Origin of the sequence: Caballeronia grimmiae, from assembly GCF_022879615.1 — a bacterium.
GTDB lineage: Bacteria > Pseudomonadota > Gammaproteobacteria > Burkholderiales > Burkholderiaceae > Caballeronia > Caballeronia grimmiae.
The window spans coordinates 533,302-558,574 of the sequence record NZ_CP084271.1 but is presented as its reverse complement, the minus strand read 5'-3'; the positions used below and the strand labels follow the sequence as shown (position 1 = coordinate 558,574).

The following is a 25,273-nucleotide window of genomic DNA, read 5'->3' as shown; positions in this document are numbered from 1 at the left end:
CGTCACTCCGCGTCCGCGAGTTGCGCGATGAGACCGGAGCGCACTTCGCTCACGAGCTTCGCCAGGTCGCCGTCGCGCACGTATTCGAGCTCCGGCACGGACTTTTGCAATTCAGCCGGCGCCTGCGATGCCAGTGCGATGAGCCGATCTTTCAGCAACGCGAGAAATTCGGGATCGGATTCGGCTTCGATCAGCAGGCCGTGGAGATCCGCGAGCGCATCGGCGGCGCCGTCGAGCCGCGATGCCGCGAGGTCGCGCGCGATCGGCTGCGTCGTCACTTTCACTTTTTCCAGCCACAGTGAGTCATGGCTGATCGCCGCGATCTGCGCGAGCACTTCGGCGCGCAGTTGCGTCGCGTTTGCGAAGAGTTCGCCGTGCGCCTTCGTCGCGCCGGTGATCGTCACGCGCACCGCATGCGGCACGGGCCGCTCGGCGCGCTCGATCAGCGCTTCGAGCGCACGCCCGGCCGCGCGCGCGACTTCATCGAGCGTGGCGAGGCCGGCTGCATCGACGGTGACGGATTCCCAGCGCAACACGTCGATGAAAAGCCGCTCGACGCTCACTTCGTCCGACTCCGACACATTGACGATCACCGCGCCGCGCCTTCCCGTCTCGCGGATGTTGCGCCCTTGCAGGTTTCCCGGAAACACGATCGTCGACGCTTCATCCCACATCGCGAATTCATGCACGTGGCCGAGCGCCCAGTAGTGATATTCGCGGGCATGCAGTTCGGCGACCGTGCACGGCGCGTAGTTCGCATGCGCCGACGATCCTTCGAGCGCCGTATGCAGCACGCCGATATTGAAATAGCCGTCGACCGGCGACGGATACGCGGTCGCGAGATTGGCCGTTACCGCCTTGTCCTTGAAGCTGTGACCGTGCAGCGCGACCTTGAGCGCGTCGATGCGATACGTCTGCGGCTTCCTCGTCGAAAACGTGTGAACGTTGTCGGGCAATTGAAGCTGGCTCGTCATCTCGCTTTCGGCGTCGTGGTTGCCGTAAAGCACGTAGACGGGAATGTTCGCCCGGCGCAACTTGCCCATCTCCTTGCAGAAGAAGATGCCGGTGTTGTGATCGCGCCAGGTGCCGTCGTAGAGATCGCCGGCAATGATCATGAAGTCGACCTGCTCGTCGATGGCGATCGACACGAGCTTCGAGAACGCCTCGCGCGTCGCGTTGCGCAGCATGTCGGCGGGCGCGTCGGCGTAGGCGGACAGGCCGTGCAGCGGGCTGTCGAGATGAATGTCGGCCGCGTGGATGAAGCGCATCGCGTTGTCTTCCTCTTGAGTGTTGGTGTCGCGCCTGACGCATCCGGACGTCGATGCTTGCACGTGAACTAGACACTTCGCGTCCCGGTCGCACGCACGATCCGGCATCGGTAAGAGACACGATGTGTCCCGGCTCGAACGGACAATCATCGAACATCAACACGAGAGCGAGGTCTACCGATGACAAGTCCCTACACCACGCATAACGTCGATGCCGCGATCGTCCATCTGGAACGCGTCCTGTCGGCGGAAGGCGCGAATTCGCTGTTCGGCCAGACGTATTGGCGCACGCGCGTGCAGCAGGTCAGCGCGACGCATGGCTTGCTGCGCAATCAGCGCATGCGGCTGGACCGGCTGATGACCCGGCTCGCCGATGCCTCCCGCGCCGGGCGGCCGCGATGAGCGCGTCTATGCACGCTCCACGGCCTGCGCAAGCGCAACGAACTCCGCGACCGGCACTTCTTCGGCGCGGCGCGCGAGATCGAAGCCGAGCGCGTCGAAGTCGATTCTGTCGCGATACGCGGCAAGATTGTTGCGCAGCACCTTGCGGCGCTGCGCGAACGCAGCCTTGACGACATCGCTCAGCACGGCGTCGTTCACGGCCGGCAGTTCATGCGGCGCGAACGGAATCATGCGGACGATCGCGGAGTTCACCTTTGGCGGCGGATTGAACGATTCGGGCGGCACGTCGATCAGCTTGTCCATCACGTAGCGGTATTGCAGCATCACCGACAAGCGCCCGTAATCCTTGGTCGCCGGCTCAGCGATCATGCGTTCGACGACTTCGTCCTGAAGCATGAAGTGCTGATCGATGACCTTCGGCGCGAACGCCGTCAGGTGAAACAGCAGCGGGCTCGAAATGTTGTACGGCAGATTGCCGACGATGCGCAGGGTCGGTTTGTCGCCGTCCAGCGCGAGCGCGCCGAAGTCGAAGTCGAGCGCATCGGCGGAATGCACGACGAGCTTGTCGCCGAAGCGCTTCTCCAGCCGGCCGATCAGGTCGCGGTCCAGTTCCACCGCATGCAGCGGCGCCTCCGGCGTGGACAGGCGCGCGATCAGCGGTTCGGTCAGCGCGGCGAGGCCCGGCCCGATCTCGACCATGCGCTCGCCGCGCTTCGGCGCGATGACGTCGACGATGGAATCGATCACGCCCTGATCGACGAGAAAGTTCTGGCCGAAGCGCTTGCGGGCGAGATGGCCCTGATGTTTGGTGGACATACGTGTCTGGTAGATGCGGTCGCCCGCTATGACTTTAAGCGTTGCGCTTGTGCCGCGCCATCGTGACGGCGGCGTCGATCGCGGCAATCATGCTGCCTGCGTCGGCGCGCCCCGTGCCGGCAAGATCGAGCGCGGTGCCGTGATCCACCGACGTGCGAATGATCGGCAGACCGAGCGTCACGTTGATGCCTTCGCCGAACGTCGCGTACTTCAGCACGGGCAGGCCCTGATCGTGAAACATGGCGAGCACGCAATCGGCGTTCTTCAGATAGCGCGGCTGAAACAGCGTGTCGGCGGGATACGGCCCGGGCGCATCGATGCCGAGGGCGCGGGCGCGTTCGAGCGCGGGCGCGATGACGTCGATCTCCTCGCGGCCCAGATAGCCGTTCTCCCCCGCGTGCGGATTGAGTCCGGTGACCAGGATGCGCGGCGCGGCCAGGCCGAAATGCGCGCGCAGGTCATGGTCGATGATGCGCAGCGTATCGACCAATCCGTCGATGGTGATGGCGGCGGACACTTCCTTGAGCGGCAGATGCGTCGTGGCAAGCGCGACGCGCAGCGGGCGCTCGCCCGTGCCCGCGAGCATCATCACGACGCGCCGCGTGTTCGTGCGCTCCGCCAGATATTCGGTGTGACCGGTGAAGGGCACGCCGGCATCGTTAATCGTGCTCTTTTGCAGCGGCGCGGTGACGATGGCGTCGAAGCGGCCAGCAACGGCGCCGTCGATGGCGGCGTCGAGCAAGCCGAGCACGTAGCGCCCGTTGGCGGCATCGAGCTTGCCCGCTTCGGCCGGCGCCGCGAGCGCATGATGTTCGATGCGCACCGCCTCGCCGCTCGCGGGCCAGCCAGCGCCCGCCCGCGCTTCCAGCAGCGCGCGGTCGCCGAGCACGGCGAAGCGCACCGACGGCCAGCGCGTTTGCGCTTCACGAAGCGCCACCGCCGTCAGTTCCGGACCGACGCCCGCCGGCTCGCCCGTCGTGATGGCGACGGTGACGGCGGCGGTTTCGTCCGGATGGGCGGCGGTGTTCATCGGGCTTACTGTTGCGCCTCTTGCGCAGCGATGCCCTTGTATTGCACGTAGGCGGTGTCGCGCAGTTCGCGCAGCCAGTCCGAGTACGCCTGTTCAGCCTTGCGCTGGCCGATCGCCTGACGCGCGATGTCCAGTTGTTGCGTCGCGGACCCTTCGGCCTCGCGGCGGCTCAGCACCTGAATCAGGTGATAGCCGTACTCGCTGCGCACCGGATCGCTGACCGCGCCGTCCTGCAGGCTGTTCATCGCGCGTTCGAACTCGGGAACTGTTTCGCCCGGGCTGATCCAGCCGAGGTCGCCGCCCTGCGACGCCGAGCCGTCTTGCGAATACGTCCGCGCGAAGTTGGCGAAGTCGCCGCCCGACGCGAGCTGCTGCTTGATATCGAGCAGCTTTTGACGCGCCGACGCTTCCGACATGCCGTCCGACACGCGCAGCAGGATATGGCGCACGTGGGTCTGCACGAGCTTCGGCGCATCGGCTGCCGTGCCCTGGCTCGCGCGGCGATCGACGAGCTTGATGATTTCGAAGCCGCCATCGGTGCGCAGCAGCGTCGGCGCGACCTGCCCCGGACGCAGCGTCGATACCGCCGAGACGATGCCGGCCGGCAACGAGCCCGGCGTGCGGAAACCGAGATCGCCGCCCTTGGCGGCGTCGGTATCCTGCGAATTCTGCTTGGCCAGCTTGCCGAAGTCTTCGCCCGCCTGCGCCTGCTTGAGCACGGCGTCGGCCTTGCTCTGGACCGCGGCGACATCCGACTCCGACGCGTCCGCAGCCAGCTTGAACATGATGTGCTGGAGGTGGAGATCGCTTGCGTTGCGCGCGCCCGGCCCGCGCTGGCTGGCGATGTAGTTCGCCACTTCGCCATCGGACACGGTGACCTTGCTGTCGACTTCCTTCTCGCGCAGCTTCGAAAGCGTCAGTTCCGTGCGCGCGTCGCGCATGAACACGGCCCAGGGCACGCCCTGCGCCTCGATCCGCGAGCGATAGACGTCGAGCGTCATCTGATTTTGCTGCGCGAGACGCTGGAGCGTGCGGTTGACGGTGGCGTCGTCGATGACGATGCCGTCTTCCTTCGCCCGCTGCAACTGGATGCGCTCGAGCACCATCTGGTCGAGCACCTGCTGACGCATCTGTTCGACGGGCGGGACCGGCGCGTTCTGCTGCTTGAGCCGCTGCGCGATCAGGCTCGTGCGCTCTTCCAGTTCGCGCTGAGTAATCACGCCGTCATTAACGACCGCGACGACGGAATCCGCGATCTGCACATTGCGATTCGACAACGCCTGCGCACCGGCCGGCGAACTCACCATCAGCGCCGCGGTCAGCGCGGCGGCGGCCATTGCCGTCGATCGAAACAGTTTCATGTTTGCCACAGATACTCCATCAAATCCACACTTGACCCATTCGTGCCTTGCGCGTGTGCTCGCGGCGATTGGGGATGCTGTCAGAGAATGCCTGCTTCGCGCCCTACTCGTAGTCGCTGTAGCGAGCGAGCGGCGGAGCCGACGGCGGCGGCGGCTGGTAGCCCTGCACGCTGGCGCGGAACGCGCTGACGAGACCGTTGTCGACCTTCGACAAGCCCTTGAACGTGATCTGCGCAAGCACGCGCGTGCCGGACGAAGGCTGACCGCTCGTATTCACACCGTTCGCGTAACGCTGCGCGCCGAAGCCGAACGCCCAGCAGTCGGCATCGTACTGGAAGCCCACGAGGCCGTCGACGAGACGGTGGCTTGCGAGATCATAATTGACACGCGCGACGGCATACAGCCGATTCGTCAGCGGCCATTCGCCGGAGACCAGAAGCTGGTTGATCGGCTCGTTGACCAGCGTGGTCTGGTTCGAGCGCGTGTACCGGTAGCCGACGTTGATCACCTTGCGCGCGGCTGGGCTGTACGCGAAGCCGATGCTCGAACGCACGAGCTGGTTATTGTCGACATTATATTGGAACGCCGTTTCCGAGGCGAAACCCGCGCCCAGCTTGATTGCCGCGCCGGCGATCAGGTCCGAGTGCTTGGCCTCGTTGATCGGCTGATCCTGCGAAATCGTGACGCGCTGGCTCGTGAAATAGTACTGCTGCGCGATCACGAAACGCGCACGCTCGTCGCCCGTCGCCGGGTTGATGAAGCGCGTCGTCAGGCCGGCGGTCAGCCGGTTCGCATCCGCGATCCGGTCGTTGCCGACGAACGTATTCGGCGTGTAAATCTCGGCGAGCCCGAAGTCGGCTTCGGCGGTATCAAAGATCGGCGCGAAGTCCTGATTGCGATACGGCGTATAGACGTAGTAGAGCCGCGGCTCCAGCGTCTGAATGTAGTCCTGCCCGAAAAGCCGCACCGAGCGGTCGAACACGAGGCCGGTGTCGAGACTGAGCGTCGGAATTGATTCGGTGAAGTTCTTCGGCTGGTTCGCCGGCGTGAGCGGCTGCCCCGCAACCGGCCCGGTCGCGATGTGGCTCAGGTCATACGACGCAAAGTGCCACTGCACCTTCGGCGTGAAGAAGTAGCCCGGCGCGTTGATCCCGTAGCTCAGGTACGGGTTGAAATACATGCGCTGACCGTCGGTCGCGCCTTCCTGCGTGATCGTGAAACGCGTGAAATCCGCTTCCGCGCCGTAATCGAAGCCGCCGACGTTGTACTTGTTGTACTGCACGTTCAACTGCGGCTCGCGCGCGTACGGCGGAATGGACGGCTGCAGCGTCTGCCAGCGTTGTTCGCGGGCGAGCACGGACCAAGGGCCGTTGTTGTACGTGAGCCCGGCTTCCTGCTGATACAGCAGTTGCGTGCCGTTCAGGAACTGATTCGACGCGTTGCCGAGGTCTTCCGGATATTGATCGTCGGAGACCTTGTTGTAGTTCACGTAGCCGCCAAAACCGCCGCCGAAGTTCTGCCGATGCTGCCAGAAGATCGCATAGCGGTTCGTATGCGTCTCGCGGTCGTTCGGCAGATAGTCGATCGTGAGCGAGCCCGAATACGTGGGCGACAGATAACGATAGTTCGCCTCGCCCAGCACGCCGCGCCGCGACATGATGCGCGGCGTGATGGTGAGATCGCGGTTCGGCGCGATGTTGAAGTAATACGGGATCGTCGCTTCGAAGCCGGTCGTCGAGCTGACTGAGAACGTCGGCGGCAGAAGACCGCTGCGGCGATCGCCCGTCAGCGGGAACGACAGCCACGGGCTCGCGAACACCGGCACGCCCTGGAAGAACAGCACGCCGTTATGGGCGACGCCCTCTTCCGATCCGGTGTCGAAATCGAACGACGAACCCTTGATGTACCACGATGGGTCCGTCTCGCACTGGCATGCGGTGTACGTGCCGTGATCCACCCGCGCGCGCTCGTTGTCGATCAGGTCGATGCGTTCCGCGCTGCCGGAGCCGCCCGTCAGGTTGAAGTGGTACTTCGGGTTCGTCATGAACCCTTCGTTCGAACCGACCTTCAGGTGCGCTTCGGGCCCGACGAACGCCACGCCGTTATTGATCAGCCTGACATTGCCGAAAGCATCGGCCATGTCCGTATCCTGATCGTAATGAAGCGCGTCGCCCTTGATGACCGTGACCGAGCGGCGCACTTCGGCCGAGCCCTTCGCGGCCATGTCCTCGTCGGACGTGCCGGTGGTCTTGTCGCCGAGCAAAAAGGTCGTGGGCTGCTGGCCGCTTTTCAGCGGACGCTCGAGCAATTGCGGCGCGAGACGCAGGCTGCCGGGGCCGTCGAGCGGCTGCGCGTCGGCGGCGGGGCCAGCGAGCTGTGCGTGCGCGAGAGCGGGCATCATGCCCGGTACGGACAGCAACGCGGCGACGAGCCGCCGCCTGCGTGGCTGAGCATCGCCCTGGATCTTCGATACGGGAAACTGTCGTGGCGGCATGTATGGGTGGCGGTTCGATTCCTTTCGCGTCACGCGCCCGATGCCGCCGAGTGAGCGGCCGCGCTTCGCCCGCGTCAATGCCGTGATCGAACTCGACGGTCCGTGGCCATGCAGGGACGACACTCGGGAAACGTTGACGCGGCACGGTCGTCGGCGCCTGGCGCCAGGCGCGAACAGATAGCTCTAGGATCGCTTAAAAAAGTCGTGGGGTATTATATGGCAAGATGTTTTGCCTCTCGAATTTATGACGCACATTCCTGCCGACACCCGCCTCGATCAACTCCGATCCTGGCTTCAAACCTTCGCCGACCGCTACCGGCTCGATACCGCCACGCTCGCGCCCGCCTCCGCCGATGCCAGTTTCCGCCGTTATTTCCGGCTCGCGAGCCAAAGCGAGCATGGCGATACGCTGATCGCCGTCGATGCGCCGCCGCCCGAAAAATGCCGTGAGTTCGTACAGGTCGCGGGGTTGCTCGAAGCAGCCGCCGTGCATGTGCCGAAGATTCTCGAAGCCGATTTCGACGCCGGCTTCATGCTCGTCACCGATCTCGGCACGACCACTTATATTTCCGCACTCGACGAAAAGAATGCGCGGCCGCTGATGCGCGCGGCCATCGACGCGCTGATCCGCTTCCAGCAGACCGCGCGCGAAGGCGTTCTGCCGCCGTTCGACGAAGCGTTTCTGCGCCGCGAGATGGAGTTGATGCCCGAGTGGTTCATCGGCCGCCATTTGGGCCGTGAGGTCACCGCCGACGAACGCAAGACGCTCGACGACACCTTCGCGCTGCTCGCGCAAAGCGCGCTCGCGCAGCCGCAGACGTTCATGCTGCGAGACTTCATGCCGCGCAACCTGATGGTGTGCGAACCGAATCCCGGCGTGCTGGACTTTCAGGACGCGGTGTACGGTCCGATCACCTACGACATGGCGTCGCTCGTGCGCGACGCGTTCATCAGCTGGGACGAGGAGTTTCAGCTCGACTGCATCGCGTACTACTGGGAGCGCGCGAAGAAAGCCGGCCTTCCCGTCGATCCCGATTTCGGCGAGTTCTACCGGCAACTCGAATGGATGGGCCTGCAGCGGCACATCAAAATCATCGGGCTGTTCGCGCGCATTCATTATCGCGACGGCAAGCCCCGCTATCTGGCGGACCTGCCGCGTTTCATCGGCTATGCACGCAAGGTCGCCGAACGCTATGCGCCGCTGTGGCCGTTCGCGCGCCTGCTCGATTCGCTCGATGGCCGCGCCGTCGAAGTCGGCTATACCTTCTGATTCTTCGTCACCGCATGACCCATTGTCTCAAGACGGCGATGATTTTCGCCGCCGGCCGCGGCGAACGCATGCGCCCGCTCACCGATACGTGTCCGAAGCCGCTGCTCGAAACGGGCGGCAAGCCGCTCATCGTCTGGCAGATCGAGCGGCTCGCGGCGGCGGGCATCGAGATCATCGTTATCAATCACGCCTGGCTCGGCGAGCGGATCGAAGCCTCGCTCGGCGATGGTTCGCGGTGGGGCGTCGAGTTGCGGTATTCGCCGGAATCCGAGGCGCTGGAGACGGCAGGCGGAATCGCGCAGGCGCTGCCCTTGCTCGGCTCGGGCGTCTTCATTGCCGTCAGCGGCGACGTGTTCTGCGACTTCGATTACACCGCTCTGCGCGATCGCGCCACCGCGCTCGCGCGGGACGAACGGCCCGGCATGCACCTCGTCATGGTGCCGAACCCGCCGTTCCATCCGCGAGGCGATTTCGCGCTGATCGACGGCACGCTCGCGCTCGACGGCGAGCCGCGCTATACGTTCGGCAACATCGGCCTGTACGACACGCGCATGTTCCGCGATCTCGCGCCCGGCACGCGACGGGCGCTGACGCCCTACTACCGCGAAACCATCGCGGAGGGACGCGCGACCGGCGAGCTTTACGCGGGCCGCTGGGAAAACGTCGGCACGCCGGCGCAACTTCAGGCGCTCGATCAGGAACTGCGCCAACGCTGACGGGCAGGCGGCCCGGAATGGGACGCATCCGATGGTAAAATGCGCGGTTCTTCCGTCTTTTCCTCCTAGCCGCAAGCGGCAGCCGACACGCCACCATGTCCGATACCCGTCCCGATACCCTCTTTGCGCTCACCGCGCTTTCGCCGCTCGACGGCCGTTACGCCGCCAAGACCGAAGCACTGCGTGACTGGCTCTCCGAAGCCGCTTTCATGCGCCATCGCGTGACGGTGGAGATTCACTGGCTGATCGCGCTGTCGCGTGCGGGCTTCGCCGAAGTGCCGCGCTTTTCCGACGCGTCCGAGCAGTTCCTGCTGGCACTGGCCGAGCGCTTCACCGCGCACGACGCGGCGCGCATCAAGGATATCGAGCGCGTGACGAACCACGACGTGAAGGCGGTCGAATACTGGCTCAAGGAGTCGGTCAAAGGTCAGCCGGAACTCGAGCGCGCGAGCGAATTCATCCATTTCGCGTGCACGTCGGAAGACATCAACAACACGTCGCACGGACTCATGCTCGCGGGCGCACGTGAACACGTGATGCTGCCGGCGCTGCGCTCGGTGCACGCGCGCCTCGTGAAGCTGGCGCACACGCACGCCGAACAGCCGATGCTTTCGCGCACGCACGGCCAGCCCGCCAGCCCGACGACGCTCGGCAAGGAAATCGCCAACGTCGCGGCGCGTCTGTCGCGAGCGATCGAGCGCGTCGAGAACGTGCCGCTGCTCGGCAAGATGAACGGCGCAGTCGGCAACTACAACGCGCATCTGTCGGCGTATCCGGAGTTCGACTGGGAAGCGTTCTCGAAGGATGTCGTCGAGAGCCGACTCAAGCTGACGTTCAATCCGTACACGATTCAGATCGAGCCGCACGACTACATGGCCGAACTGTTCGATGCGGTCGCGCGTGCGAACACCATCCTGCTCGATCTCGACCGTGACGTATGGGGCTACATTTCGCTTGGCTACTTCAAGCAGCGCACGAAGGCGGGAGAAATCGGCTCGTCGACGATGCCGCACAAGGTGAATCCGATCGACTTCGAGAACTCGGAAGGCAATCTCGGCCTCGCCAACGCGACGCTGCGCCACCTCGCCGACAAGTTGCCGATTTCCCGCTGGCAGCGGGATTTGACGGACTCGACCGTGCTGCGCAACATCGGCGTGGCGTTCGGCTATTCGCTGCTCGCCTACGACGCGCTGATCCGCGGTCTGGACAAGCTGGAAGTGAACGCGGCGCGTCTGAACGAAGATCTCGACAATTGCTGGGAAGTGCTCGCCGAGCCGGTTCAGACGGTGATGCGCCGTTATGGCATCGAGAATCCGTACGAGCAATTGAAGGAACTGACGCGCGGCAAGGGCATCACGCGTGATGCGCTGCAGTCGTTCATCAATGGCCTGGCGATTCCGGCCGATGCAAAACAGTTGCTGCTCGACATGACGCCGGCGACGTATATCGGCAAGGCGGTCGAACTGGCGAAGCGCATCGCCTGAATGCGTTTCAACGCCGCGTAAAACGCAAAAAGCCCCGATTTCTCGGGGCTTAATGAGATGGTCAGCCTGACCGAGATGGCCCGATTGGCATACGCTGATCGGGCCATTTCCTTTTTTGGAGGCCATCATGGCGAACACTACGCTTATCGGCATTGATCTGGGCAAGCACTGCTTCTTTTTGCATGCGCAGGACGCACGCGGCACGCAGGTTTGGCGCAAGAAGATGACGCGCAAGCAACTCTACGGGTGCCTGGCGACCTGTCCGGTCGCCGTCTTGGCAATGGAAGCTTGCGCGGGCGCGCATTGGCTGGCACGCAAATGTCAGTCATATGGACATCAGGTTCGCTTGATCGCACCGCAGTTCGTCAGGCCATTCGTCAAAGGCAACAAGACCGACTTTGCCGATGCTGAAGCGATCTGCGAAGCTGCCTCGCGTCCTTCCATGCGTTTTGTCGCAATCAAGACCGCCGAGCAACAGACTCTGCTTGCGCTGCATCGCGTGCGCGAATCGCTTGTCGCTGAACGCACGGCAACCAGCAATCAAATCCACGCTTTCCTGCTCGAATTCGGGATCGATCTGCCTGTCGGCGCACTGGCCATCACGCGCTTGCCGGTCCTACTCGATGATCCTGTGCATGCACTGCCGCCCGTGCTGGTGGCCTTGTTGCTTCGCCTGCATCAACGTTACGCACAGTTGGGTGGCGAGATCGCCGAGTTGGAGACCCAGATCAAGCGGCAGACGAGCGAAGACGAAGCCGGCCAACGCCTGCTCACCATTCCTGGAATCGGCCCGATCACCGCCAGCAGCTTGCTCGCCATGGCCGGCGACGCACGCGCGTTCAAATGTGGCCGAGACTTCGCGGCGTCTTTGGGGCTGGTTCCGCGCCAACATTCGACTGGCGGCCGAGCGACCCTGCTGGGCATCTCGAAGCGCGGCAACAAGCAGTTGCGCTGCCTGCTCGTGCAAGGCGCGCGCGCGGTGATGCGTTATGCCGATAGACGAACCGATGCGCTGGGTCGCTGGCTGCAAGCGTTGCTGCTACGTCGTCACAGCAATGTCGTTGCCTGCGCACTCGCCAACAAAATGGCCAGAATCGTTTGGGCGATTCTGGCCAAGGGTGGCGTGTACCGGGCACAACCGGCCATCGCCTGAGAGCTTTCCGCCTGCTTTTGCGACCACTGACCCGTGATGAAGATAAACGGCTCACGGCCCCGACTGAAAACCTGAAAAACAATCCAGTCCTGCAGACTGAGGGCTTTTTAAGGACAGTTGGGTGCGGCTTCTCATCGAGGGCCGGGCGCTCTGATCCGCGCCCATTTCGAGCCCGGATACATTTGCGCAAGCCCTTTTATCTTAGGTCACAGATCGAGGTTGCAGAAACTAGGCTGACCATACATTTTCATTTTCTATCGCGTCTTCAACTTTTCCATCACGTTATCGACGATCTGCTCGGGCGGCAGCTCGATGCTCTCCGTGACAGCCTCGTCCTCGCCCGGCTCCTCGAGCGTGTCGAGCTGGCTCTGCAGCAGCGACGGATCGAAGAAATGGCCGGTGCGGTGACCAAGGCGTTCGCGCAGCACTTCCATCGAGCCTTTCAGATAGACGAAACACACGTCCTTATCGCCGGCACGCAGCACGTCGCGGTACGAGCGCTTGAGCGACGAGCAGGTGAAAACAGCCGTCTCGCCCGCTCGCTGCTTCTCTTCGATCGCCGCGCGGATCGTCTTGAGCCACGGCCAGCGGTCTTCATCGGTCAGAGGGATGCCGTGATGCATCTTCTCCTTGTTAGCGGCGCTGTGAAAGGCGTCGCCGTCGGTGAACGGACAATTCAGGCGTTCGGCCAGCATTTCGCCGATCAGGGATTTGCCGGCGCCCGAGACGCCCATCGCGATCAGAATCATCGAAGTCTCCTTACACGACCGTCGCGAGCGCGAGGGTCAAACCCAGCCCCATGAGGGAGATGATGGTCTCCAGCAGCGACCATGTCTTGAACGTCTGCCCCACCGTCATCCCGAAGTATTCTTTGATCAGCCAGAAGCCGCCATCGTTCACGTGCGAGAAAATCAGCGAGCCGGAGCCGGTCGCGAGCACGAGCAGTTCCGGGCTGACATGACCGCCCGCCGCCTGCGCGATCGGCGCGACGATGCCGCACGCGGTCGTCATCGCGACGGTGGCCGAGCCGGTTGCCAGACGGATCAGCGCGGCGACGAACCAGCCGAGCAACAGCGGCGACAGGCTCGCTTGCGTCGCGGTCGCGACGATCTGCTGCGAGATGCCGCTGTCACGCAGCACTTGCCCGAAGCCGCCGCCCGCGCCGACGATCAGCGTAATGCCCGCGATCGGCGCAAGACAGTCGCCGCAGAACTTCTGAATCTGCTCGCGGTTGAAGCCCTGCTTCGCGCCGAAGGTCCAGAAGCTCACCAGCACCGCGATCAGCAGCGCGATATCCGATTGCCCGATGAAGCGCAGCAGATCGTTCGGCAGCGTCTTCGGCGTGAAAACGAGATCGGCCCAGCTTCCGATCAGCATTAGGATAACCGGCAGCAAGATCGTGAACAGCGTAATACCGAAGCTCGGCAGCTCGCGCTTCGACGCGCTGTCGCCGTGCTTCTGCACGAACTGGTCCGCGAGCGCGTTAGTGTCCGGGAGCTTGATGTATCGATGAATCAGCAATGCAAACAGCGGCCCCGCGACGATGGCCGTCGGCACACCAATGATCAATCCATAGGCGATTGTCTTGCCGATATCCGCGTGATATGCCTGCACCGCAAGCAGCGCCGCAGGGTGCGGCGGAATCAGGCCATGCACGACCGACAGACCGGCGACCATAGGCAAACCGATGACGAGCAACGACTTGCCGGTGCGGCGCGCGACGTTGAAAGCGATCGGAATCAACAGCACGAAGCCGACTTCGAAGAACACCGGCAAGCCGACGATGATCGCGACGACCATCATCGCCCAATGAATGTTCTTCTCACCGAACAGGTTGATGAGCGTATTAGCGATGCGCTCGGCCCCGCCGGATTCGGCCATCATTTTGCCGAGCATCGTTCCCAAACCGACGACCACGGCGATGTGTCCGAGCGTGTTGCCATTGCCGGTTTCGAACGCCTTGACGATCTTGTCCATCGGCATGCCGACCGCAAGGCCAAGCAGCAGGGAAACGATCAAAAGGACGAGGAACGGATAAACCTTGTAGCGGGTGATCATCAGGATCAGAACCGCGATTGCGATGACTGCGTAGAGCAGCAGCATGCTCCCGTGGACGGCTGGCATGACGCCTCCTTGATTTTGTTGAGGTTATTCGCGCTTTAATGCGTTCGCCGTTGCTGCACCGCATTCAAAAGCGGTGTCCGACAAAGCGATGACGGGCGCTGGGCAACGGAATTCTACTTGTAAGCGCGCGAAATGACTGCTTCGAGCAGCCTAACGCGGGGTTGCCATGTGTGCCTACGACGCAGAGGCGGGGTTAAGGCGAAAAAAAACCGACGTTCGATTGAACGTCGGTTTGGGGAAACGTCACGAGCCGCGATGGCTCGTTTCATTCATAACGCGTCAACGCGCCGGCGCGGATCGTGCCGCGGTGCTGCAAGTGAAGTCGAGTTGACGTGCACTGCTTCCGCCCTGCCTGACGCGGGAATCGTCCAGTGCTTGTACCGGGACGACCTGGCTGCCTTGGCAGATTTCCGCAGCCTTGGCCATACACGATTGCTGCGATTCAACGAGGCCGGAGCAGGTAACGCGATAGGCCTGCTGTTGTCCTGCGATGTTCAGCTTGTGGGCCGTGTGAGTCATGCCTGTGTCGGTCGTGCAAGCCGACACGAGCCCGAGAGCGGTAACCACCGCGATAAGAAGTTTCGACATCAATTGAGTTCCAGCTAAGTCTGTACGAATGGAGGGCAGGCGTCCGGGCAGCCCATGATGCGGACCGCCCGGACATCCGGAGCGTTAGCTCCGGACCCGCTCGTTACCACCGATACGAGGCATTTGCGCCATACACCGTTCCGCTACGAGTTGAACCCGCGCCAGCCTTCAGCACCAGGTTCTGCGTAACGCGCAGATTCACCGCGACCGCCGCTGCCGCATACCCTTGATACGTCGCAGCACCCACACCGACAGACATGTTCTTGTCCTGATCCATGTTCGGGATCATGGCCAAGGCCGTTGCCGCGGCGATGCCGGAGTAGGCGTTGCGGCCCACTTCGGTGACGGAGCCCTGCATGCCGCTCAGCGCGTTGTCCGTGTAGCTCTTGGACTCCGCGACCGCGTCGTTCAACTGGCTGACGTTGACCAGATCCGTGCCTTCCGTACCGGCCTTCACGTTGGTGATCTGGCGCTCGCCGCCCGCAGAACCGACCGACACCGTGTTCGCGCGGTCTGCCACGGAACTCGCACCCAGCGCTACGGAATCGTCCGCCGTTGCCTGGCTGTTCGCGCCGATCGCTATCGAATTGGCACCGCTGGCAACCGCGCCTGCGCCGTGAGCAACAGAATTTTCACCCGTTGCCTTCGCGTTCGCACCGCTTGCCACCGAGTACCTGCCACTTGCGACGGCCGCCTCGGTAACAGGATTGCCGTCAGCAGCGAAGAACGCATCGGTGGACGTAGCGACGGCGTCCTTCATCGCGTCCGAGAGTGCGTCCAATTGGGCCTTGTTGGCCAAATCGGTCGGCGCGACACCAGCGGCGACGTTGTGGATGGTCGTGCCGTCCTCACCGCTCAACGTAATGCTGCTGTAGTCGGTTTCGCCCGTTGCGGTCGTGTCGAACGTGACGGCCGGCTTGAACGCACCGGTCTTGGCGTCAGTCGGCGCGATCTGCTTCAACTGCCCCACCGTGGCGACGTCGTCATCATTGATACCGTCTGCAATGTGGGTGATCCGCAGATCGCCACCGGTCGCACTGCCGAAGGACACGGTGTTCTTCTCATCGGCCAAGGAGTTGGTACCGATCGCGACGGCGTTCTCGGCCGTTGCGCGGGCGTTACCGCAGATGGCGATGGAGTTCTTGCCCGTCGCGGACGAATCCTCCAGCTCGGAGTTGGCATGGAAGTACTTCATGCCCTGGCCGCCTTCAATGCTGCTCATCGACGTCGAGACGCTGGTGATGTCGTTGATGACGGTGCTCATGGCCGTCGACATGGAACTCATGCCGGTGGACAGCGAGCTGATACCCGTGGACAGCGAACTCATGCTCGTTGACGTCGAGGTCGACAGCGAGTTGAAGCCCGTGGACAGCGAGCTGACACCCGTGGACAGCGAACTGAGACCCGTGGACAGCGATTCGATACCCGTCGACAGCGAAGTGATCCCGGTCGAAGTCGACGTCGACAGCGAGCTGACACCCGTGGACAGCGAGTTGACGCCCCTCGACAGTGAGTCGACAGCAATCGAAGTCGAGGTCGACAGCGAAGTCACGCCCGTGGACAGTGAATCGACCGCCGTGGAAGCCGAGGTCGACAGCGAGTTCACGCCCGTCGACAGCGAATCGACACCCGTCGACAGCGAGTTGACTGCGGTCGAAGCCGAGGTCGACAGCGAGTTCACACCCGTCGAGAGCGAGTCGACACCCGTCGACAGGGAGTTGATGTCCGTGGAAGTCGAGGTCGACAGCGAGTTCACGCCCGTGGACAGCGAATCAACACCTGTGGACAGCGAGTCAACACCCGTCGACAGCGAATTGATCGCCGTCGAAGTGGAGGTCGACAGCGAAGTCACGCCCGTGGACAGCGAGTCAACACCCGTCGACAGCGAATCGAACCCAGTCGAAGTCGAGGTCGACAGCGAAGTCACGCCCGTCGAGAGCGAATCGACACCCGTCGACAACGAGTTGACTGCGGTCGAAGTCGAGGTCGACAACGAGGTCACGCCGGTCGAGAACCCATTACCAACCCCGTTCGAACATGCCGTCATGGACGGAGCAGCCGCCCATGCACTCGGAGCGCCGAACAACATTGCAACTGAAGCGCCAAGGCCGGCTGCCGCGAGCATGGCGCTCTTAGGGCCATCTTTCCGCCGACTTGTCGCCTCGACGGCTTGCTGACCGGTTTCCGCGTCGCATACCGCGCCGTCAGAATTCCGCTTGCCACGCGCCATCGCAGTCTCGGCGACTGCGACAAACGTTCCTACTTTTTCATTCCAAATACTGCGGTATGACTTATTCATAAACCGAATGACCCACAAAAAAACGAGCGTCTTTTATAAAACGAGAAAGGAAACACCCTTGACCACGGCACAGAATATTCAGGAGCACTTCTCCGTTGAAGCGGACATGTCCTAAATTCGATGAAACTCGATAGAAAACGTACAAAAATTAGGCTTGGACTATATTTCGGAGCTTTCCGATTGACCGAATATCACCGCTGCCGACGAGAACTGCAGCGCAATTGATTAAGACTTATCTCAATGGATTGCTTTATAAACGCGCAAGCTAAAGCGCAAGGCGTCCTCGCGATTGATGCGAAACCTTGCTTATCAACAACAAATCTTTTACGTATTGCGCCGCAGGCGTGAACGCGAAAAGGCGATATGTCTGATCGCAAAATCAGACATATCGCCTGTACAACTCCACTGGTATGTGTTGGACCTAAGGCTTACCGCAACGGCTTCTTGATCAACGCGTCCAGCAGTGCGGTATAGCCACCGACGAGTTCCGCATTGTCCGGCAGATAACGCGCTATCGCCGCCCGTTGTTTATCGCGATATTGCGTGAGCTGCGAGTCGTGATGATCGATTGCTTCGATGACCCGTCGCGCGCCCTCGCTCACGTCATTGGCCTGGTAGTAATAACCAAGGTCCGTGCACAGCGTCGCATTGTGCACGAGCGGGTAGCCTTGCCAGCATACTTCCAGGTAAAAATAGTTCAGCGGGTTCTCCCACTGGTGCGATACGACGATATCCGTGTGATGCGCCAGATATCCCGGCGTTTCAAATCGACCGAGGAAGACGGCTTTATGATTGCGCACGATATCAAGTTGATTCATCAACGCGATAAATTCTTTGCAATTTGTTGCAATGGATTGCGCGTTGGTCACCTGAAGCAATTCGATGTCATTCGGACGTTCGCGGTAAGCAAGTTCCGCAATCAGCGCAGGATAGAAGCAGAATTTCACGACATTGATGTTCGGCTCCATCACGCTCAGGCGACGTGGTCCTGATTTCGCCTGATACTCGCCCGAATTGGGCAAGCCGGCCGTGCGCACGTTTAGGAACATCGGGCTCCATATGAACGGCACCACTTGCGCGGTCTGGCGGCGCAACACTTCGAAGTACGGCGCGCTGATGTTCGCGACCTGCGGAATCATCCAGATGTCGTCGTAACGCTGGTTCACGAACAGGTTGTCGCCGAAGCTCGGCTGTTGAACAGGATCGACTCCATCGCGTGAACGTATTCGAACCCGCAGCAGTACGAGATGAGCCGCGCGCCGCGCCGCTTGAGGTACTCAGTGGCGTTCGCATCGATCTGGCCGCCGAGTTCGATCAGCACATCGACATTGTCCTTCGCGGTGTCGAACGTCACCGTCGGCCAGCGTTCCAGATCCCACGGCAGTTGTTTCGTGATCGCAACATGTGTCGTATTGACGAGCACGACGCTTTCGACGTTCGGACAGTTCTTGAGCGCTTCCGCCAGGAACACGGCGTTCTGCTTGATGCCGTTGTTCCACAATGTTTCGGCCTCGTGAAACAGACCGATGGTGATGCCAATTCGCAACTTCTTCATTACCGGTTACTCCATTGCCTTGCGGCGCATCCGTTTGACGAGGGGCTATGCCCGGGCAAATACCGCTTCGATCGCTTCTGTGTAAGCCCGGACGTTGTCCTCATTCTCGGGATCGAGCGTGTGGAGAAATTTCCTTGCCGTCGCGCGATAGCTCTCGAGGTTCGCGTCGTGCTCCGCGAACGCGCGAAGCAAAGCTCGCCCGCCTTCTTCACAATCGAAATCGTGATAGCGATAGCCGCAATCGCCGATTAAATGCGAGTTGTGAATCAGCGGATAACCGCCGTGAAGCGCTTCGTAGTAGACGTAGTTCTGCGGGTTTTCCCAGTGGTGGCTCACGACCGCATCGACCGAATGCGGCACGATATGAGCGAACGGGAAGCGTCCCTCGAAGTTGCCGAGGCCGTGCTTCACGTAATCGAGGCTTTGTGCGAACCCGGCGAACGCGGGATGATCCTTCAGCTTGAACGTGTTGTAGGCCCACACGCGTTCCAGCATGTCCGGGTTTTCGCGATGCGCCGCTTCGCATGCGAGCATTGGGATATAACTCGTCTTCACCATGCAGACGTTCGGCTCGAAGATGCCCACGCGCCAGCGTCGGCGCCCCGGCTGATACCCGAACTTGACGCCCTGCAGCTTCGCGGCTTCCCGCTCGAGCACGACCGGACTCCACAGGTGCGGCATGAGCTTGACCGGCGCACGGAACAGCGTCTCGAAATACGGCTTGCAGCTGACTTCGTATTCCGGCAGCGTCCAGACTTCGTCATAAGGCGAGCCCGTAATGAGCATCGCGTGCTGAAGGTTAAACACCATGCGCTCGATATCGATGACGTAATCGTTGCCGACGCGCATCGTAATGATCTTGCCGCCCCGCTCGCGGAATTTCACCGACCATTCGCGACCGAGCTGCGCGCTCATCTCGATCATCACGTCGAGCTTCGACATGGCCGTTTCCATGTCGATGAGCGGCACCGGGGAATCCGAGAGAAAACGCTTGGCGTCTTCCGGACCGCCGTCGCCGCCGCCCGTAACGAGGTACGTCGACTTCACGCGCGGCGAGCGCATGAGCAGCATCACGAGGTACAAGCAATTCTGGAAGATTCCGTTTTCCCAGAGCGATTGCTCGCCCTTGCGGATGAAGATGGAAACGCCGACGTTGATCCGCTCCGGCATGCGGGATGTGCTTTGCATGTTCATACGCCTACTTTGAGCTCGGTTCCATGACAGAGGTTGATCAATCGGTCCGCGAAAGCGTTCAGGTTCACTTGATTGAACGGATCGACCGCATCGATTACGCGCTGCGCCCGCGCGCGATAGTCATCGAGCGAAGCGTCGTGCTCGCGGAACGCGCGCAGCAACTGGCGGCCGCCCTCTTGCGCATCGAAGCCGGGATAGTAGTAACCGGCATCCTTTAGCCACGGCGAGTTGTGAATGAGCGGATAGCCGCCATACAGCACGTCCAGATACAGATAGTTCTGATCGTTGCCCCACTGGTGCGACACCACGGCGTCCGAGTACTGCGCCATGAAGCCGGCGATGTCGTTGCGGCCGTGGAACGTCGCCTTCGACTCCTTCACGATGTTCAGCGAGTTGGCCATGTAGGTGAGGGTCGGATGATCCTTCATGTGCATCGTGTTGAGCACGTGCATGGCGGAGACGCTCGACGGATCGGCGCGATAGGCTTCCTCGCACACGAGCATCGGGATACTCGACGTTTTCACCACCGAAATATTCGGCTCGTATATCGAAACGCGGAAACCTTGCGGCTGAATGGCCGGCTGATCCGGCTGGCCCGTGCGGCGCTCGTAGCCGAAACGCAAGTTGTGCTCTTCCACTTCCGCGATGCGCTTTTCGAGAAACTGCGGATGCCAGATGAACGGAATCAGATGAACCGGGCAGCGATGCAGGGTGCGCATCATCGGGACCGACAGGCGATCTTTCGACATGAGCCAGACTTCGTCGTAACGGTCCGGGCGCATGAAATGCACCGGCTTGTCGAAGACCGCAGACTCGGTCAGGCCAACATATGGCTGGCCGCAGCAGTAATACGCGACCTTCTTGCCGCGTGCACGCATCAGGTCGAGCCACTGCGTATCCAGCGCGCCGCCCATTTCGAAGATGACGTCGACGTTATCGGTCGCGTCCGGAATGCGCATAATGCGTAAGCCTTTCGAAGCCGCGTCCACTTGGGGCGGCAACGCGTTCTGGTCACCGACGTCGATCAGTGCAACGCTTTCGACGAATGGAAGCTTCTGCAGCGCCTCCGCAAGAAAGATCACGTTCTGGCCCAGGCCGTTTTGCCAGATGTTTTGGCCTTGATGCGTGACGACGGAAATCCCGACTCGAATGGTCATTGAATGACATCCTAAAAATACGAAATTGCGCTTGTTGAAAAAGAGGTTCAGCGACAACTGCGATCACTACGGGGGGCACGATGCAACGTCGGACAGCGCCTGCAGTGGGAATAGAGCTATAGGTGCGGAATTGGGGAAGAACGGTAGGAGAACGCCGAGACTTCCGTATTGACTTGCTTCCGCAATTAACAATAGAAGAACTTCTGAACCTGAATACATATAAAAAGCGCCGGGATTCCCAGTAAATCCGGGATTAATGAGAGTCGTCTTATGCGATGCTCAAAAATCGATAAGCGTCCTAGTCGAGTTCATTTCGAAAATCGGATTTTTCCGATTCAGAAAATGAACAAATCGTATGGCGGATAGGGAATTGGTTCGCGCTAGATCAGCAGGTGCGCGCGATAGGTCGGCAGATCGCAGATGCCAGATGGCCGGGCACGGAAGGCCGGACCGAAACGAAAAAGGCGCGCGAAACCGCTCTCGCGCTCTCGCGCGCCTTTAGAAGAAAACGCTTAGTGTTGCGGCGCCAGTTCGCTTGCGGCACGCGCCAGGCGCGTGACCTCTTCCCAATTCTGCGCAGCCAGCGCGGCCTTCGGCGTCAGCCAGGATCCGCCAACGCAGACCACGTTCGGCTGTGCCAGGAAGTTGGTCGCCGTCTCGGCGGTAATTCCGCCGGTCGGACAGAATTTGAGATTCGGGAACGGACCGTAGAACGCTTGCAGCATCGGAATGCCGCCCGCTTGTTGCGCCGGGAAGAACTTGACGATCTCGTAACCCAGTTCCATCGCAGTGATGATGTCGCTCGGCGTCATCACGCCGGGCAGAAGCGGCAAGCCCGCGTCCTGCGCGGCCTTGTGCATGTCCTTTGTCAGACCCGGTGACACGCCGAACTGCGCGCCCGCCTTCTTCGCCTGCGCGCAATGCTCGGGCTTGGTGATCGTGCCGACGCCGACGACGATATCGTCCGCCAGTTGACTCGCGCGTTCGATAGCGGCGATACCCGCCTGCGTGCGCAGCGTGATTTCCAGCACTTTGACGCCGCCCGCATGCAGCGCGCGCGACACCTGTTCGCCCTGCTCGACCGATTCGAATGCGAGCACCGGAATCACCGGTCCCAGACGCACGATTTCGCTTACCGTTTTCATGTGATGCGACTCCTCGTTTTTATGCGGCGCCAACGGCGGCGATCCGCGGGTTTCTCTCAGGTTCGAGCGGCAGAATGATCAGTGATGCGTGGCGTGCGCCTTGTTAAGCGCCGATGCAGCCGCTTTCGCGTTGTCCGACAGCGGGCCGCGCGCAGAGGAAGATCCCGCGCCGTCCGCCTTCCCGGCGTGAGGGGCAGCCGCGCCGATCAGGGCGCCGAACACCGATGCGCCCTCTTCCGCCGGCAGCGCCGCACTTCGGAACACGCCGAACAGCTCGCGCCCGAACCCTGCTTCGTTCTCGGCCTGATGCAGCGGCGCTTCGACTTCCCGCGAATCCCAATCCGGAGCGTCGACCTCGATATCCAGCACGCCGGCGGGCGCATCGATCACGAGCATGTCGCCCGTACGCACTTTGCCGAGCGGTCCTTGCAAGAGCGCCTCGGGCGACACATGGATGACGGCAGGCACCTTGCCCGACGCGCCCGACATGCGGCCATCGGTCACCAGTGCAACGTGAAAGCCCTGATCCTGCAACACGCCGAGCAGCGGCGTCAAACGGTGCAACTCAGGCATGCCGTTAGCGCGCGCGCCTTGAAAGCGCACGACGGCGACGAAATCGCGCTTGAGCTGGCCGCGGTCGAACGCTTCCTGCACTTCTTCCTGCGAGTTGAAGACGATGGCCGGCGCCTTTACCACGCGATGCTCCGGCGCAACCGCCGAAATCTTGATGACGCCGCGCCCGAGCTTGCCCTGCATCAGGCGCAGGCCGCCGTCCGGCTGGAACGGCTCGCCGATGCCGCGAAGCACCTTTGTGTCGTGGCTCTCGGGCGCGCCGTCGACCCACTGCAGCTTGCCGTCGATGAGCTTCGGCTCTTTGGTGTAATGCGACAGCCCCTTGCCGGCAACGGTCTGCACGTCTTCGTGCAGCAGACCGCCTTCGAGCAGATTGCGCACCAGAAACGCGACGCCGCCTGCCGCATGAAAGTGATTCACGTCGGCTTTGCCATTCGGATAGATCTTCGCGAGGAGCGGCACCACTTGCGACAGCTCGTCGAAATCATTCCAGTCGATGATGATGCCCGCCGCGCGCGCAATCGCCACGAGGTGCAGCGTGTGGTTCGTCGAGCCGCCCGTTGCAAGCAGCGCAACGATTCCGTTCACGATGGCCTTTTCATCGACGACATGGCCGATCGGCGTGTAATTGCCGCGCTCCAGTGTGATATCCAGCACGCGGCGCGCAGCCTCGGCGGTCAGCGCGTCGCGCAAAGGCGTGTGCGGATGCACGAACGCCGCGCTCGGCAGATGCAGGCCCATCACTTCCATCAACATCTGATTGCTGTTGGCCGTGCCGTAGAACGTGCACGTGCCGTGGCCGTGGTACGCCGCCGCTTCCGCTTCGAGAAGCGTGCCGCGATCGCATTTTCCGGTCGCGAACTCCTGGCGCACCTTGGCCTTCTCGTCATTGGTAATGCCGCTGGTCATCGGGCCGGCGGGTACGAAGATGGTCGGCAGATGGCCGAACTGCAGCGCGCCGATAGCGAGGCCCGGTACGATCTTGTCGCAGATGCCGAGGCACAGCGCCGCATCGAACATATTGTGCGTGAGCGCGACCGCCGTGCTCATCGCGATGACTTCCCGGGAGAACAGCGACAACTCCATGCCGGCATTGCCTTGCGTGATGCCGTCGCACATGGCCGGCACGCCGCCCGCGAATTGCGCGATGCCGCCGTGCTCGCGCGCCGCCTGCTTGATGATGTCCGGGAAGTTCTTGTACGGAGCGTGAGCCGAGAGCATCTCGTTATAAGACGAAACGATGCCGATGTTCGGCTCGCGCACCGCCTTGATCGCGATTTTCTCCTGGCCTTCGAGACCGGCAAAACCGTGAGCCAGATTTGCGCACGAGAGCGCGCCGCGCGCCGGGAACTTGCCGTGCGCCGCGTCGATGCGCGCGAGATACGCGGCGCGCGTCGGCTTGCTGCGCTCGACGATGCGATCGGTCACTTTCTTGAGTTGGGTATGCGGGGAAACCATCGAAGCTCCTTCGTCTCACTCCCGGCGCGCTTGCCGTCGAGGTTGGATGATCGTTGTGGGGAACGGCGGTCCGGCCTTTGCTGTGTCCTGTTGCCGAGGCCTTCGATGTTAGTAGAAAAACTACATGCCGACAACCGCAAAAAGCGATGCTTTCACCAATGGCCGCATTGAAATAAGCGTTGAATAATCTGTGATTTACGGGATTTCCCTAAGCTTGTACATCTTGCGTATGTAGTATTTGTACGCGACGAATCATCAGCTATAGTCCTCAGCATATTCAGCATAGGCGAGATTTCCGATGTTGCTGTCCCAAGTCGAAGCGATGCGCGAACAACTGCGGCCATCCGAGCGCAAGCTGGCCGACTACGTGCTCGAAGCGCCGCGCGAAGTGCTCGACCTGTCGATGACCGACTTTGCGGTGCGCGCCGGCGTCAGCCAGCCGACCATTGCGCGTTTCTGTCAGGCGCTGGGTTTCTCGGGCTTCCGCGAATTCAAGATCCGCCTGGCTCAGAGCGTAGCAGCGGATGTTCCCACGGTTTATCGGGATGTACGCGCCGACGAGCCCGCCTCGGGCGTTGCGGCCAAGGTGCTCGACCGCACGATCGGCGCGCTGATCGCCGTGCGCAACAGTCTGTCGTCCGACAGCGTCGCGACTGCAATTGCGATTCTGGCCGACGCTCGACGCATCGAGTTCTATGGCGCCGGTGGCTCGGGCATCGCCGCGCTCGACATGCAGCACAAATTTTTCAGATTGGGCGTGCCGTCTGTCGCATACTGTGATCCGCATACCTACACCACGTCCGCTGCACTGCTTGGCGCGGGCGATGTCGTCGTCGCCATATCGAACACCGGGCGCACGAAAGACATTCTCGACGCGTGCAAGTCGGCGCTGAACGGCGGCGCCAAAGTCATCGCGATCACGCACGGCAATTCCCCACTTGCGCGTGTGGCGACGGTCGGATTATTCGCAAATGTCGATGAGGACACCGACATTTTTTCACCGATGACATCGCGCGTTTCGCATCTTGCGATCGGCGATATTCTGGCGGTCGGATTGGCGCTTGCGCGCGGGCCAGCGCTGGCGGAAAAACTGGCTGAAGCGAAGGACGTGCTGGAAGGGCGGCGATTGAGAGCGTAGACCGGCGCAGGGCGCGTCGACGTCGAATGAGCATTCGATCGCCAGAGC

20 protein-coding genes and 2 pseudogenes are annotated in these 25,273 nt (G+C 61.8%); 7 read left to right on the top strand and 15 right to left on the bottom strand.

The window, feature by feature from the left end; all coding sequences use genetic code 11:
* Positions 1–2: 2 nt before the first annotated feature.
* Positions 3–1,268, bottom strand: a complete 1,266-nt coding sequence (locus LDZ21_RS02695; protein ID WP_244794103.1) for a metallophosphoesterase family protein — start codon at positions 1,266–1,268, stop codon at positions 3–5.
* 180 nt (positions 1,269–1,448) lie between these two features.
* Between LDZ21_RS02695 and LDZ21_RS02690 the strand changes: the two genes are divergently transcribed.
* Complete coding sequence (locus LDZ21_RS02690; RefSeq protein WP_244794101.1) at positions 1,449–1,670, top strand: hypothetical protein; 222 nt, start codon at positions 1,449–1,451, stop codon at positions 1,668–1,670.
* A 6-nt stretch (positions 1,671–1,676) separates the two neighbouring features.
* Here LDZ21_RS02690 and rsmA read toward each other — a convergent pair whose 3' ends face one another.
* The 4 genes from rsmA to LDZ21_RS02670 all read right to left on the bottom strand — a co-directional run bounded on the left by rsmA (position 1,677) and on the right by LDZ21_RS02670 (position 7,371).
* Positions 1,677–2,486 carry a 16S rRNA (adenine(1518)-N(6)/adenine(1519)-N(6))-dimethyltransferase RsmA gene (gene rsmA, locus LDZ21_RS02685; RefSeq protein WP_035969989.1) on the bottom strand — a complete coding sequence of 270 codons (810 nt, stop codon included), beginning with the start codon at positions 2,484–2,486 and terminating at the stop codon, positions 1,677–1,679.
* A gap of 34 nt (positions 2,487–2,520) precedes the next feature.
* Positions 2,521–3,516 carry a 4-hydroxythreonine-4-phosphate dehydrogenase PdxA gene (pdxA, locus tag LDZ21_RS02680; protein WP_244794099.1) on the bottom strand — a complete coding sequence of 332 codons (996 nt, stop codon included), beginning with the start codon at positions 3,514–3,516 and terminating at the stop codon, positions 2,521–2,523.
* Between the two features lie 5 nt (positions 3,517–3,521).
* Positions 3,522–4,877 carry a peptidylprolyl isomerase gene (locus LDZ21_RS02675; RefSeq protein WP_244794098.1) on the bottom strand — a complete coding sequence of 452 codons (1,356 nt, stop codon included), beginning with the start codon at positions 4,875–4,877 and terminating at the stop codon, positions 3,522–3,524.
* Between the two features lie 103 nt (positions 4,878–4,980).
* Entirely contained in the window at positions 4,981–7,371 is a 2,391-nt protein-coding gene (locus tag LDZ21_RS02670) for an LPS-assembly protein LptD (RefSeq protein ID WP_035970002.1), read from the bottom strand.
* A gap of 244 nt (positions 7,372–7,615) precedes the next feature.
* Here LDZ21_RS02670 and LDZ21_RS02665 point away from each other — a divergent pair, with 244 nt between their 5' ends.
* The 4 genes from LDZ21_RS02665 to LDZ21_RS02650 all read left to right on the top strand — a co-directional run bounded on the left by LDZ21_RS02665 (position 7,616) and on the right by LDZ21_RS02650 (position 11,994).
* Positions 7,616–8,641, top strand: coding sequence for an aminoglycoside phosphotransferase family protein (locus tag LDZ21_RS02665; protein WP_244794096.1), 1,026 nt, complete (start codon positions 7,616–7,618; stop codon positions 8,639–8,641).
* A gap of 14 nt (positions 8,642–8,655) precedes the next feature.
* Positions 8,656–9,357 (top strand): N-acetylmuramate alpha-1-phosphate uridylyltransferase MurU, encoded by a 702-nt coding sequence (murU, locus tag LDZ21_RS02660; protein WP_244794094.1) that lies wholly within the window; start codon positions 8,656–8,658, stop codon positions 9,355–9,357.
* Between the two features lie 95 nt (positions 9,358–9,452).
* Positions 9,453–10,841, top strand: coding sequence for an adenylosuccinate lyase (purB, locus tag LDZ21_RS02655; protein WP_244794092.1), 1,389 nt, complete (start codon positions 9,453–9,455; stop codon positions 10,839–10,841).
* Between the two features lie 127 nt (positions 10,842–10,968).
* The gene (locus tag LDZ21_RS02650; protein ID WP_244793700.1) at positions 10,969–11,994 is read left to right on the top strand and encodes an IS110 family RNA-guided transposase; all 1,026 of its coding nucleotides are present in this window, start codon (positions 10,969–10,971) and stop codon (positions 11,992–11,994) included.
* Between the two features lie 254 nt (positions 11,995–12,248).
* Here the strand turns inward: LDZ21_RS02650 and LDZ21_RS02645 are convergent, their stop codons facing one another.
* The 4 genes from LDZ21_RS02645 to LDZ21_RS02630 form a co-directional block, all read right to left on the bottom strand.
* On the bottom strand, positions 12,249–12,743 hold the full coding sequence (locus LDZ21_RS02645) for a gluconokinase (protein WP_035969996.1): 495 nt from the start codon (positions 12,741–12,743) through the stop codon (positions 12,249–12,251).
* A gap of 10 nt (positions 12,744–12,753) precedes the next feature.
* Complete coding sequence (locus LDZ21_RS02640; protein ID WP_244794090.1) at positions 12,754–14,118, bottom strand: GntP family permease; 1,365 nt, start codon at positions 14,116–14,118, stop codon at positions 12,754–12,756.
* 279 nt (positions 14,119–14,397) lie between these two features.
* Positions 14,398–14,706: a hypothetical protein gene (locus LDZ21_RS02635; protein WP_244794089.1), complete on the bottom strand. Its 309-nt coding sequence runs from the start codon at positions 14,704–14,706 to the stop codon at positions 14,398–14,400.
* A gap of 103 nt (positions 14,707–14,809) precedes the next feature.
* A complete protein-coding gene (locus LDZ21_RS02630; RefSeq protein ID WP_244794087.1) occupies positions 14,810–15,970 on the bottom strand; it encodes a YadA family autotransporter adhesin in 1,161 nt (386 codons plus the stop codon).
* Between LDZ21_RS02630 and LDZ21_RS02625 the strand changes: the two genes are divergently transcribed.
* Positions 15,918–16,883, top strand: coding sequence for a hypothetical protein (locus LDZ21_RS02625; RefSeq protein WP_244794085.1), 966 nt, complete (start codon positions 15,918–15,920; stop codon positions 16,881–16,883). The two genes, LDZ21_RS02630 and LDZ21_RS02625, sit on opposite strands and share 53 nt — an antisense overlap.
* A 62-nt stretch (positions 16,884–16,945) precedes the next feature.
* Here the strand turns inward: LDZ21_RS02625 and LDZ21_RS31380 are convergent.
* The 6 genes and pseudogenes from LDZ21_RS31380 to edd all read right to left on the bottom strand — a co-directional run.
* A pseudogene (locus LDZ21_RS31380) lies at positions 16,946–17,005 on the bottom strand (ESPR-type extended signal peptide-containing protein); the annotation flags it as partial.
* A 428-nt stretch (positions 17,006–17,433) separates the two neighbouring features.
* Positions 17,434–18,560 (bottom strand): annotated as a pseudogene (locus LDZ21_RS31375) (DUF2827 domain-containing protein).
* 45 nt (positions 18,561–18,605) lie between these two features.
* Positions 18,606–19,754 carry a DUF2827 domain-containing protein gene (locus tag LDZ21_RS02615; protein WP_244794083.1) on the bottom strand — a complete coding sequence of 383 codons (1,149 nt, stop codon included), beginning with the start codon at positions 19,752–19,754 and terminating at the stop codon, positions 18,606–18,608.
* Positions 19,751–20,911 carry a DUF2827 domain-containing protein gene (locus LDZ21_RS02610; protein WP_309774082.1) on the bottom strand — a complete coding sequence of 387 codons (1,161 nt, stop codon included), beginning with the start codon at positions 20,909–20,911 and terminating at the stop codon, positions 19,751–19,753. The genes LDZ21_RS02615 and LDZ21_RS02610 overlap by 4 nt, the downstream gene beginning before the upstream one ends.
* 512 nt (positions 20,912–21,423) lie before the next feature.
* Positions 21,424–22,056 (bottom strand): bifunctional 4-hydroxy-2-oxoglutarate aldolase/2-dehydro-3-deoxy-phosphogluconate aldolase, encoded by a 633-nt coding sequence (gene eda, locus LDZ21_RS02605; protein WP_035966734.1) that lies wholly within the window; start codon positions 22,054–22,056, stop codon positions 21,424–21,426.
* A 78-nt stretch (positions 22,057–22,134) separates the two neighbouring features.
* Complete coding sequence (edd, locus tag LDZ21_RS02600) at positions 22,135–24,087, bottom strand: phosphogluconate dehydratase (RefSeq protein WP_244794081.1); 1,953 nt, start codon at positions 24,085–24,087, stop codon at positions 22,135–22,137.
* A 298-nt stretch (positions 24,088–24,385) separates the two neighbouring features.
* Here edd and LDZ21_RS02595 point away from each other — a divergent pair, with 298 nt between their 5' ends.
* Positions 24,386–25,225, top strand: coding sequence for a MurR/RpiR family transcriptional regulator (locus LDZ21_RS02595; protein WP_244794079.1), 840 nt, complete (start codon positions 24,386–24,388; stop codon positions 25,223–25,225).
* Positions 25,226–25,273 lie beyond the last annotated feature (48 nt).